Origin of the sequence: Bacillus sp. N3378-2at, from assembly GCF_033412715.1 — a bacterium.
In the GTDB taxonomy this organism is placed as follows: Bacteria; Bacillota; Bacilli; order Bacillales; family Bacillaceae; genus Bacillus; species Bacillus subtilis.
The window spans coordinates 2,467,573-2,479,437 of the sequence record NZ_CP117986.1; the positions used below are offsets into that span (position 1 = coordinate 2,467,573).

Annotated in this window: 10 protein-coding genes and 2 pseudogenes; 6 read left to right on the top strand and 6 right to left on the bottom strand. The window is 44.3% G+C overall.

Features of this window, described 5'->3' with window-relative positions:
- Positions 1-58: 58 nt before the first annotated feature.
- Positions 59-1,078 carry a DUF4352 domain-containing protein gene (locus PUN35_RS13265; RefSeq protein WP_049832648.1) on the top strand — a complete coding sequence of 340 codons (1,020 nt, stop codon included), beginning with the start codon at positions 59-61 and terminating at the stop codon, positions 1,076-1,078.
- Positions 1,079-1,116: 38 nt separating this feature from the next.
- Here the strand turns inward: PUN35_RS13265 and PUN35_RS13270 are convergent, their stop codons facing one another.
- The 3 genes and pseudogenes from PUN35_RS13270 to natA form a co-directional block, all read right to left on the bottom strand.
- On the bottom strand, positions 1,117-2,049 hold the full coding sequence (locus PUN35_RS13270; RefSeq protein WP_031600122.1) for an aldo/keto reductase: 933 nt from the start codon (positions 2,047-2,049) through the stop codon (positions 1,117-1,119).
- Positions 2,050-2,184: 135 nt separating this feature from the next.
- Positions 2,185-3,345: a sodium ABC transporter permease NatB gene (gene natB / locus PUN35_RS13275; protein WP_014478734.1), complete on the bottom strand. Its 1,161-nt coding sequence runs from the start codon at positions 3,343-3,345 to the stop codon at positions 2,185-2,187.
- Positions 3,346-4,086: pseudogene (natA, locus tag PUN35_RS13280) on the bottom strand (sodium ABC transporter ATP-binding protein NatA). It abuts the gene before it with no gap.
- 143 nt (positions 4,087-4,229) lie between these two features.
- On the opposite strand from natA, the gene natR reads away from it, so the two are divergent.
- Both natR and natK read left to right on the top strand, forming a co-directional pair.
- Positions 4,230-4,931, top strand: coding sequence for a two-component system response regulator NatR (gene natR, locus PUN35_RS13285; RefSeq protein ID WP_014478731.1), 702 nt, complete (start codon positions 4,230-4,232; stop codon positions 4,929-4,931).
- A 12-nt stretch (positions 4,932-4,943) separates the two neighbouring features.
- Positions 4,944-5,892, top strand: a pseudogene (natK, locus tag PUN35_RS13290) (two-component system sensor histidine kinase NatK).
- Between the two features lie 39 nt (positions 5,893-5,931).
- Here the strand turns inward: natK and PUN35_RS13295 are convergent.
- Entirely contained in the window at positions 5,932-7,008 is a 1,077-nt protein-coding gene (locus PUN35_RS13295) for a helix-turn-helix domain-containing protein (protein ID WP_014478728.1), read from the bottom strand.
- A gap of 234 nt (positions 7,009-7,242) precedes the next feature.
- Between PUN35_RS13295 and PUN35_RS13300 the strand changes: the two genes are divergently transcribed.
- Positions 7,243-7,626, top strand: coding sequence for an RDD family protein (locus PUN35_RS13300; RefSeq protein WP_009966469.1), 384 nt, complete (start codon positions 7,243-7,245; stop codon positions 7,624-7,626).
- 37 nt (positions 7,627-7,663) lie between these two features.
- Here the strand turns inward: PUN35_RS13300 and lipA are convergent, their stop codons facing one another.
- The gene (lipA, locus tag PUN35_RS13305) at positions 7,664-8,302 is read right to left on the bottom strand and encodes a lipase EstA (protein ID WP_014478727.1); all 639 of its coding nucleotides are present in this window, start codon (positions 8,300-8,302) and stop codon (positions 7,664-7,666) included.
- A gap of 161 nt (positions 8,303-8,463) precedes the next feature.
- A complete protein-coding gene (gene ansZ / locus PUN35_RS13310; protein ID WP_014478726.1) occupies positions 8,464-9,591 on the bottom strand; it encodes an asparaginase AnsZ in 1,128 nt (375 codons plus the stop codon).
- Between the two features lie 216 nt (positions 9,592-9,807).
- On the opposite strand from ansZ, the gene lmrA reads away from it, so the two are divergent.
- Together lmrA and lmr(B) are read left to right on the top strand one after the other, a co-directional pair.
- A complete protein-coding gene (gene lmrA / locus PUN35_RS13315) occupies positions 9,808-10,374 on the top strand; it encodes a transcriptional regulator LmrA (RefSeq protein WP_014478725.1) in 567 nt (188 codons plus the stop codon).
- A 38-nt stretch (positions 10,375-10,412) separates the two neighbouring features.
- The gene (lmr(B), locus tag PUN35_RS13320; RefSeq protein WP_031600120.1) at positions 10,413-11,852 is read left to right on the top strand and encodes a lincomycin efflux MFS transporter Lmr(B); all 1,440 of its coding nucleotides are present in this window, start codon (positions 10,413-10,415) and stop codon (positions 11,850-11,852) included.
- The last annotated feature ends 13 nt before the right edge of the window (positions 11,853-11,865 follow it).

An 11,865-nucleotide genomic window follows, 5' to 3' on the forward strand; every position in this document is an offset into this window, starting at 1 on the left:
GAGGAAAAATGAATGTTTCAGAAAAAAAACGTACGCTGTTTTCCTAATTCTTCTGCTGATGATGTTTACAGCTGCTTGTTCCGGCAGCAAAACAAGCGCGGAGAAGAAAGAATCAGAAACAGAAAAAAGCTCAGATATAGCTCAAGTCAAAATCAAGGATGTCTCTTATACGCTTCCGTCTAAATATGATAAGTCCACTTCAGATGACCAGCTTGTGTTAAAAGTCAATGTCGCGGTGAAAAACACAGGAAAAGACCCGCTGAATGTAGACAGTATGGATTTCACATTGTATCAAGGTGATACCAAAATGTCTGACACAGACCCTGAAGACTATAGCGAAAAGCTTCAAGTCAGCACGATTAACGCTGACAAATCCGTTGAAGGAAATCTTTTCTTCGTTGTAGATAAAGGCAAGCAATACGAGCTTAACTATACGCCGAAATCTTACGGTGATAAAAAACCAAAATCAGTTACTTTTAAAATTGACGGAAAAGACAAAAAAATCCTGACGACGGCAGATAAGCTCCAAGATTCTGCAAAAGCGTTATCAGCTTATGTTGATGTCCTTCTTTTCGGCAAAGATAACGCCGATTTCGAAAAAATCACCGGCGCTAACAAAAATGAAATTGTAAATGATTTCAATGAATCAGCCAAAGACGGTTATCTCTCAGCTTCCGGCCTTTCCAGCACATATGCGGACAGCAAAGCGCTTGATAATATCGTGAATGGCATTAAAGAGGGATTAAGCAAAAACTCTTCCATTCAAGCAAAAACGACTTCAATCTCTAAAGACGAAGCAATTGTTGAAGCCACAGTTAAACCTGTAGATGCATCTTCTCTTTCAGACCGCATCGAAGACAAAGTGAAAGACTACTACAGTAAAAACTCTAGTGCCAGCTATGAGGAGGCAGTGAAATACGCGCTTCAAGTCTATCCTGAGGAATTCAAAAAGCTTGGACCTGCTTCATCTGAAAAAACAGTTGAAGTGAAAATGAAGAAAAATGACATCGACCAATGGCAGCTTGATATGGATGATTACAGAGCAGCAGAATTAGTCGAAGCATTCATCAAAGAATAAAACACCAAAAGGAAATAGCCATGACGGCTATTTCCTTTTTATTTAAAAATGTCGCTGATGAAATTCACTTCGTCTTCGGTGAGTTCAATGTTCAAGGTTTTCAGATTATCCTGTAATTGCTCAGGTCGTTTAGCTCCTGGAATAATGGCATCAATCGCCGGTCTCGTTAACAGCCACGCCAAGGCGACATGTGCCGTATCCGCTTGTTTTTCCTCCGCTACTGCTTTCAGCTTATCTACTTTTTTGAGATTGTGGATAAACGTTTCACCCTGAAATTGAGGTTTATCCTTTCTGAAATCATCAAAGACTGTGTCTTGCGTGAATTTTCCTGTCAGCAGTCCGGACGCAAGCGGAAAGTAAGGAATAAAGGAGATGCCTTGTTTTTCACAGTATGGAAGAAGCTCTTTCTCGGCATCACGCTGTATGAGAGAATATTCGGCCTGGAAGACCTCCAAATAGCCATCAGCATTAAATTCCTGCAATTGCTGATAATCGAGGTTCGAAGCGCCGATCGCTTTGATTTTCCCCTCATCCTTCAGCTCTTTCAAAGTGCCCGCCACTTCAGCGAGAGGTGTTTTTCCATCCGGAAAGTGAACATAATACAAATCAATGTAATCTGTTTTCAGCCGCTTTAGGCTCTTCTCGACCTCGCTGCGAAGAAACTCCCGGCTATTGTCTAATTCAATGCTGCCGTTCACTTCTTTATGAGCTCCTTTGGTGGCGATGATGAGCTCATTCCGCACGCCGCGTTCCTGTACGACTTCGCCGATTAATTCTTCAGATCGCCCCAATCCATATATAAAAGCGGTATCGATAAAATTGACGCCGCCATCCAATGCCGTGCGCACTAAATCCTTCCCTGTTTCATCATGTAGATTTGGAAATAGATTATGCCCGCCGACCGCATTCGCGCCGAATCCGATCCGCTTCACCTTCAGCTTCGTTTTGCCGAGTGTACGTGTTTGATCCATTGTTCCGTCTCCTTTGAAACCAATTTTGATGAAAAATAGTGCAGGGTCACTTTTTGTATTAGATATCCTTTTTCTATTTTCCTTCTTTTTTCAGGATATACAAAAAGGAGAAAGTGTATTTCTCCTTTTGCAAGTTTATTTTGGAAGAACCCATTTGTCTTTCAGGAAGCAGGCTCTGGCTAGTAAAAAGAAGATGGCGATCAGCACAGCGATGGTTCCTGACGTAGACAAAATGGCAGCCGGGTCAACCATCCCGAATAAAAGCTGTTTAAATAACGCATGCAGGTTCAGAAACGGGATGAGAAAGTATGATAAGTCAAATTGGTTCGGTGCCTTGCTGAAGATGAAAAACATCGGGAACACAGGCAGAAAGACAACGAGAGACATATAACTTTGCGCTTCTTTTACCGAGCTGGACATGATGCTGATGAAAAGCTCCATCGCAGATATCAGCAATGCAGAGAGCACAATGATTAAGGCTGAAGCGCCGATTACACTCCACATATGATCTCCCAGCTGGAAGGCCGTTTTCAAATTTTCGGTAAATAACACGGTGGACAAAATCAAAAACACCAAAGCCAATACACCTGAAGCCACGCCAAAAGTGGAAACCGCAAGCCACTTGCCGACCAGCATTTTGTTTCTGCTGACTGGCGTTAATAGCAGCGCCTCGATTGACTTCCGGTCCTTTTCACCGGCCATGATATCAAGAGCGATCGGCATTGCGCCGGAAACAATGGAAGTCAGAATCAGCATGGGCAGAATGGCGGAAAGCATAATAGCGGAAGTCCCTTTCTCCTCATCCGCTTCCTTTTGCTGAATCGTAAACGGCTGGATCACCGATTGATCAATATGCTTATTTGTTAAACGTTGCTGCACAATTTCATTTTTGTACTGATCTAAGGCAGACTGCACAAGCTGCATAGCATTTGAAGACCCTTGATCGATTGAATTGCCGTAAACATCAACCTTAAAAGGTGTCATGCTGTTGACATATGAGTCGAACTCTTTCGGGACGTTCAGATAGGCATCTGCTTTTCCTTCATCAACTGCCTCTTCAGGCTTTGCAAATGTTTTTACGCTGATTTCGTCAATCTCATTAAGCTTGCTTTCCAGTGCGGGCGGAAGCGAATGGCCGACAGCCAGCGTGTACTGCTCCCCTTTGTCGGACAGCATGCTTTCATAAAAGAAGACAAGTCCAAGCATCATAATCATCGGCACTAAGATTGTGAGTAAAATCGTTTTTCTGTCGCGCAAAGCGTCGATCATTTCTTTTTTATAAATATGGCCCAGCATTTAAGAAATCCCCCTGACAAGCTTAGACATAAAGATGTAATTCAAATCCTCACTGCGCTCGCTCTCGTATAGTGATTCAAGCGCCCCTCGGTAAATCACCTCTCCGCTGTGAATCATGATGACACTGTCACAGAGTGCCTGCACTTCCTCCATAATGTGGCTGGAGAAAAGAATCGTTTTTTGTTCTCTTTTCAGCTGCTGTATAAATTCTCGGAAAATGTTGCTTGACGTAATATCAAGCCCAGTTGTCGGCTCATCAAATAAAATGATGTCCGGATCGTGAATCAGCGCTCTGGCAATGGCGACTTTCTGCCTCATGCCTTTCGAAAACCCGCCCACTCTCCGGTTCATATAATCGCGCATGCCGAACCGTTTCGATTAATCTTCTATTCTTGCTTTGATCTCGTGGCGGTTCAGCCCATACAGCCTGCCGAAGTATTGGAGATTTTCTTTAGCGGTCATCCTGTCGTAAAGCCCGGTTTCTCCTCCGAATAAGACACCGATTCTTTTTTTGACTTCGGCCGGCTGCTTGACCGTGTCAAAGCCGTCTACTGTGATTACACCCTGTGATGGTTCAAGCAAGGAAGCAATCATTCTCAGCATCGTTGTTTTGCCGGCACCGTTTTCTCCGAGAATGCCGACGACTTCTCCTTTTTCAATTGTTAAGCTTACATCTCGCACCGCTTTGACTACTTTTTTCTTATCCTGAAACCTGCGGCTGCAATCGGTCAGTGTAATCATGTCACAATCTCCCTTATCTTTATTTCTAGTAATGACTATATACGAAAAGCTGGATTAGTTGGATAAAGTTGTCGCGAAGAGTTCTTTTTATGTCGCGAAATGGGATAGAATAAAGATGATTCTATGTAACTAGGGGAATGATAATGGTAAAAGTCGGACTTGTAGATGATTATCGAGTAGATTTAGAGAAGCTGGAAGCGATCGTGTCCAGAATGCAGGACGTCGAAATTGTCTTTTCCACCGATTCAGCGAAGGAAGCCTACAGGCGGGTAAAGAACGGAGACATTGATCTGCTGCTTGCCGATATCGAGATGCCCCATATGTCTGGCTACGAGCTTGCTGATTTGATCAAATCCCATTCACTTGATGTGGATGTGATTTTTGTTACCGGCCACGGCGGTTATGCGGTTCACGCCTTTGACCTGAACGTCCATGATTATATTATGAAGCCGTACTATGCCGACTGTCTGGCCGCTTCCTTCGACCGTTACTTGAAAAAGAAAACGGAAACGAGTTTGAATGGGCGTATATTGATAAAGCAAAAGTCTGAAATGCACGTCCTGCAAAAGAAGGATATTATTTTCGCAGAACGGACGGGACGTTCGACGACGATTGTGACAACCGCCGAAGAGGTGCAAACGTATCAAACATTAAATGATATTAAAGGTGACCTGCCCGAAAAAGATTTTCTTCGTTCGCATCGTTCCTTTATTATCAACATTCATTACATAAAGCATTTTTCCTCTTATACCAAGCATTCATTCACAGTTTCCTTTGAGGGAACGTCTAAAAAAGCGATGATCACTAAGCAGCAGCTTGATTATTTTCAAAACTACTATTTTTGAGGAGTTTAGTACGTGATTACCCTTTTTCAATGTCTTTATCTGATTTTATTTAGTTTCATATGTTATCAGGGAGATGCTGCTTTTTCACACAGCACAGCCGCCTCTTGGCTCGCCGCTGCTTTAGGCGCAGCTGCTGCAGGATTGTACATTTGGAATACGAAGCGGGTGTGGAAACACTGTTCCTCAGGGCTTTGTGCGTGGATTGCCGTGATTCAAGTGATGTCGGCGGGAGTAGTGTTGATTGGCACAGCCGGTATTATGTGTAATCGCGATATTTGCAGGGTGTGAAGGGCTCCGTATCGGACAGTCTGCTTTGCAGGCAAGGCTTTCTGATCAAATTGATAAGCTGACTCAAGCTGAACAGCACGCCAATCAAATGCTGATTGATGTCAGAAGCCGGAATCATGACACAATGAAACATATCACTGCAATCAAATCAGCTCAGCCCAAGGCAGATACACAAGCATATATTCAAAACTGGGCGGATCAATACAGCCAATATGACTGTTTTTTGAAAGGAGAGAACGCGTACATTGCAGGGGTGCTTTATGATTTTTTAGAAAAAGCCCGCGCCTCGAATGTGAGTGTTTCGCTGCATATGCATACACCGCTTTCTTCCCTTCCGTTTTCGCCTGCTGATCAGGTCAGCTTGGTCGGCAACATATTAGAAAATGCGCTCGACAGCGCGGCGGAGGCCCGAGAAAAAGCAGAGATTAAACTGGAGACTTCACTGCGCAGCGGGCTTTATGTACTGACTTGTGAAAACAGCACTCCCGGGATGGACCCAAAAGTGCTCGATACAATTTATCAATCGTTTGGCCGCTCAACGAAAAACGGCGCTCATGAAGGCATGGGCACATATATCATTCAAAAACTGGTGAAGAGCGCTTTTGGCAGGCTGGATTTTACCTACCGCCACCCCGTCTTCCGGTTAGAAATCAAAATTCCGTTTCAGAAATAAAAAAACCTTGAAAAGCCCGGCTTTTCAAGGTTTTTTTCATTATGAGGATAACGCTTGTGCAAAACGATCTGCTTCATCTTGCAGCGTGCTTTCAATTTCTTTGTAACGGCTGGAAATCGTTGATGCACTGACGCCGTATTTTTTCGCCAGTTTAGCCTGGGAAACGGACGCGCCGTTAAGAGAAATCGCGTTTACATAATATTCAACTGCCGCCGCAAAAGCTTCCGGCTTTCTGATGACAGGTGATTTTTTCTCGCAGAATGTTTTCCAGATGGCAATAACAGCTGGGATCAATTCAGTCGGATACTCTTCCCCGCTCATGCCTTCTTCAATAGCCGCAGCGGTTTCTTTCTCCAAGTCGTTTGCCCACTCAACAGTGCTTACTTCCGCTTTCTCTGCTTTTGGCTCTTCATCTTTCTCAGCTAACAACGCGAACAGAACGTTGTTGAATTCCTGCTTCATGAAGTCCTCCGGCGTTTTGCCGTCCTTCACAGCGGCATCCGCATATTTCTTCACCTTGCTGATCAGCGCTTCTGTTCTCTTCACCGGGAAGATCGTGAACTGCATGAAGAATTCTGCTTTTTCCGCTTCGTGGATTGGGTATCCAAGAATCAGGCTTCCCACTGGAGGAAGGTCTTGATTGCTGGCGTCCATTTCCACTTCGAATTGTTTTGCCGTAATCACATCTTCAAAGTGAATGATGCCTTCCTTCAGGTCCTTCAGCAGCAATAAAGCAGGCGTCATGCTCTGCCATGATTCTACGATCTCACGCGTTTTCGGACGAGTGATCGAATCGCCTTTTTTCTGAAGGTACTCTTCGAAGATTGTCTTCTCACCAGCAAGCGGGTGGAAGAAGATTCCCCAGATTCCTAAGTTAAATACGCTGATGTCTTTCGTCTGTCTGTCCATAGCAGAAAGAAAATCATGCTGGTTGATAAAGCCTGAAATGCTTTCTCTATGTACTGTGAAGGCATACTCCACTAAGTCTTCCTGAATTTGTTTCGCTTCTTTTGCCGCTAGTTCCGCCGGGAAGTCGACAACTTTACTTCCGCAGCATTTTTTATATTTCTTGCCGCTGCCGCATGGGCAAGGGGCATTTCGTTTCACTTTTCCCACAATAAACCCTCCGAATTCTGTTGTAACTTTTCTATTTTAACAAAAATAACTTCTGAGGGCTTGGTTTCGGGCTAAAAAAGAATTTGGTAATGTGATAAGCTGGCTGATTATGCCAATTTACCTATGACATTTTCACCAACTTTTGTGATTTAAGGCTTATCACCTATTCCCACTTTAGGCCCTTCTTTTTTACAATCATTAGGTGTTTATTTAACATTTTAAGGAGTGTTTCTATTGGAACTAGCTGGTTTCATGCTGCGCGCCTGCGCTCTTTTACTTGATGTAATCATTGCCGCAGCAGTGATTTTGGCAGCCGGATTTACGTTTGGCGATGGGTCCGCCGGTGTCATTATTGTCGCCATATTGATGCTGATTGTGTACCCTTTGCTGATGCCGCTGACAAATTGGAAGGGCACACTGGGCAAAAAAATCATCGGGCTGCAAATCGTGAGGGACGAAACATATAAAAAAATATCCTTCCCGCAAGCCATTGTCCGTTACCTGATAGCGTGGGTGCATGTGTTCTCCCGCCTGATCTATTTGACTGCCGCATTTACGAAGAAAAAACAAACCGTTCATGATATGGCTGCGAAAACCATTGTGCTGAAAGCAGAATAACCTTGAAGAATAGCATTCTTCAAGGTTTTGTTTTTCATTAATTCGTATTCTGGCCCCCGCCGTTCAGCCCTTCTTTAATCAGGCTGTTGACTTGGCTGCTGTACAGAAGGCCGATGTGTCCAACGCCATGGATTTGAACGTTTCTAGCACCATCTAATCTTGATAAGTAATTCATGACAATCATATCGGCACTGCTGTAAATGGATGTGTATAAAATCTTTTGATTTGGATCTGTTCCCGGAAGCGCCTTGCCTGTCGTCAAACGGTTCGCGCCGCCAAGCGTCACGACGTTTGCAACTTTATTTCCGCCGTCCAGATTTTTTATGTAGTAAAGTGTGTTCGCGCCCCCCATACTGTGAGCGACAATATCCACTTTTTTCGCACCCGTTTCATCTAAAACCTTTTGCACAAATCGTGATAATACCGGTCCATTGTTATAATTTGTGCCTGTCTTGTCCCAAAAATCAACTGCATACAGCTTGTCCCGCGACCAGCCCTGAGATACGAGATAGCTCTTAATTCCCGCAAAATTGAATGATGCCCCTCCAATACCGTGAACCATAACGACTGGATTGTGTTCAGCGGCTTTTGCTGACGGCTGCAACGCAAACAGCGATGTAACAGACAGCATCAAAATTGTTACAAGTGCAACGATCCTTCTTTTTACAAATTTCATAATATCCTCCTTTTTTTGTAACAAATTCTCCAAATATATTACGTTACCAAATTAATTAAGTAAAGGGTAATTTTGGCTTATTTTTAAAGAAATTTTAAGATTCATAGGTCATTATTGGTCCTAAAAAGCCAAAAAAAGAAGGCTTATTCGCCTTCTTTTCTTCAATACTCATTGAAATAAGCTTGGATTTTTTGAGGATCATTTGTTTTGGTAAGCGCAAGCATCAGCAACATCCGTGCTTTTTGGGGGTTTAAAGAGTTCGATGCCAGCAAGTCCTTTTCCGCATAGTCTTGGTTTGGTGTGACGACACCATTTCCCGTGCGGGTAGAGCGCACCACTGTGACGCCTTTTTTGACTGCGCTGTCCGCCCCTTTTTCGGCTGCGTCAGATAAAGACCCGTTCCCAGAACCGGCAAATACAATCCCCTTTGCTCCGGCTTTTACAGCAGCGTCAAACAGGTAGCTTCCGTCATTTTGGTATCCATAGATAATGTCAACCTGAGGCAGCTCATCAAGATTAGAAACCGAGAAATCCGTGTCCTTCGTATGCTTACGGGTAATCTCATTATTAAAATAGATATCATCGGCAATTGTTCCGACAAAGCCCATTTCATCTGATTTAAATGTATCTGTTGTGGTTGTGTTTGTTTTGGTGACATATCGGGCTGAGGCAATCCGGTCGTTAAGAACAACAAGCGTCCCTTTCCCTTTTGCCTCAGGGGCACCTGCCACTTTCACTGCATTGTACAGGTTAGAAGGCCCATCAGCGCTGATGGCTGTGGAAGGTCTCATCGAACCGACAATAACAACCGGTTTATCACTTTTCACGGTGAGATTCAAAAAATAAGCGGTTTCCTCCAATGTATCTGTTCCATGAGTCACGACGATTCCGTCTACATCATCTGAAGCGAGCAAGTGGTTGATGCGTTTCGCCAGCTTCAGCAATATTTTATTATCAATATTTGTGCTGCCGACGTTAACAATCTGCTCGCCGCTGACGTTTGCAATGTCCTTCATTTCTGGAACTGCCTCGATCAGTGATTCAACGCCGACAACACCTGCTTTATATTCAGTTGTTGAGGTTTTCGATTGATCGGCACCAGCTATCGTGCCTCCTGTCGCTAAAATTCTAGTGTTTGGCAGATCCTTTTTTTCAGAGGCAGAAGCCGAAGAGACTTTTTGTGTCTGCGTTTTTTCTTTCGGGGATTCTTTTGTTTCAGGAGAATGTGAACATCCGGTAAAAACAAACAATAGTGCGGTAAAAAGTACGAGCATTCGTTGTTTTTTCATCTATTTCTCTCCTTACATCCATATGATGATTAATCATTGTACATTTTATCTATTCAGTCAAAAGATCAGTCAGCTTTTCTCTCAGTATTTTTTGTTGTCATATCCTTCTTTTTTTGTCTTTTCATACAATGAATTTTTCTTGACAATTGATGATTGAATCAAGATAATAGACCAGTCACTATATTTTTGATTGCAATTCAGTAAGGTGGGAATGTTATGAGTTATGGAGATTCCCGTGAGAAAATCCTTTCGGCAGCTACCCGGCTTTTTCAGCTGCAAGGGTATTACGGCACGGGGCTGAACCAGATTATAAAGGAAAGCGGCGCGCCTAAAGGCTCTCTTTACTACCACTTTCCCGGGGGTAAAGAACAGCTTGCGATCGAAGCCGTGAATGAGATGAAGGAGTATATCCGTCAGAAAATCGCGGACTGCATGGAATCCTACACCGATCCAGCGGAAGGCATTCAAGCCTTTTTGAAGGAGCTCTCCTGCCAGTTTTCATGTACAGAAGACATTGAAGGCTTGCCTGTGGGCTTGCTAGCGGCTGAGACGTCATTGAAAAGCGAACCGTTGCGCGAAGCCTGTCATGAAGCCTACAAAGAATGGGCCTCTGTGTATGAGGAAAAACTGCGGCAGACTGGCTGCAGCGAGAGCCGTGCAAAAGAAGCCAGCACTGTGGTTAACGCGATGATTGAAGGCGGCATCCTTTTATCTTTGACGGCAAAAAACAGTACGCCGCTCCTTCATATCTCCAGCTGCATTCCTGACCTGCTGAAGAGATAAAAAAACGACATACTACATGCAGTTGATAGAGAGGGGAAATGATTTTGGAAACAACAGCTAAAGCATCTCAGCAATACAAAGTGATGCCGATTATGATTTCCTTGCTGTTGGCCGGTTTTATCGGCATGTTCAGTGAAACAGCGCTGAATATTGCGTTAACCGACCTTATGAAGGAATTGAACATTACAGCGGCAACCGTCCAATGGTTAACGACGGGCTACCTGCTTGTACTCGGTATCCTTGTTCCTGTTTCAGGACTGCTGTTGCAGTGGTTCACAACAAGACAGCTTTTTACCGTGTCACTTATCTTTTCAATTTTAGGTACATTCATTGCGGCGCTTGCGCCGAGCTTCTCGTTTTTATTAGCGGCAAGGATCGTTCAGGCACTTGGAACCGGTCTTTTACTGCCCCTAATGTTTAACACAATCTTGGTGATTTTCCCGCCTCATAAACGGGGTGCCGCAATGGGAACGATCGGGCTTGTCATTATGTTCGCGCCCGCCATCGGCCCAACTTTCTCAGGATTGGTTCTGGAGCATCTCAACTGGCACTGGATTTTTTGGATCTCTCTTCCGTTCCTTGTGCTGGCGCTTGTTTTCGGTATCGCATATATGCAGAATGTATCTGAAACGACAAAGCCGAAAATCGATGTATTGTCTATCATCCTGTCGACGATTGGCTTCGGCGGCATTGTGTTCGGATTCAGCAACGCGGGTGAAGGCTCCGGGGGATGGTCCAGCCCGACTGTTATCGTGTCGCTGATTGTCGGCGTTGTCGGCCTTATCCTATTTTCAATCCGCCAGCTGACAATGAAGCAGCCGATGATGAACCTCCGTGCGTTCAAATACCCAATGTTTATTTTGGGTGTGATCATGGTGTTCATTTGTATGATGGTCATTCTGTCATCTATGCTGCTTCTGCCGATGTATCTGCAAGGCGGCTTAGTCCTGACTGCATTTGCATCTGGTCTTGTTCTCTTGCCGGGCGGTATTTTAAATGGATTTATGTCCCCTGTTACAGGCCGCTTGTTCGATAAATACGGGCCGAAATGGCTTGTCATTCCGGGATTTGTGATTGTCACTGTTGTACTATGGTTCTTCTCAAATGTTACGACCGCTTCAACGGCTGTGCTGATTATCATCCTGCACACCTGCTTGATGATCGGGATTTCTATGATCATGATGCCTGCGCAAACAAACGGTTTAAACCAACTGCCGCGCGAATTTTATCCAGACGGCACCGCCATTATGAACACGCTGCAGCAAATGGCCGGCGCTATCGGAACAGCGGTTGCGGTCAGCATTATGGCTGCAGGCCAGCATGATTATATGAGTACAGTTAAAAACCCTGCCGATCCGGCAGTCATCCCGCAAGCTTTGACAGCAGGCGTACAGCACGCATTTGTGTTTGCAATGATTGTTGCCATTATCGGTTTAATTGGCGCTTTCTTTATGAAGCGCGTGAAGGTAGATCATTAATATGAAAAGCCCC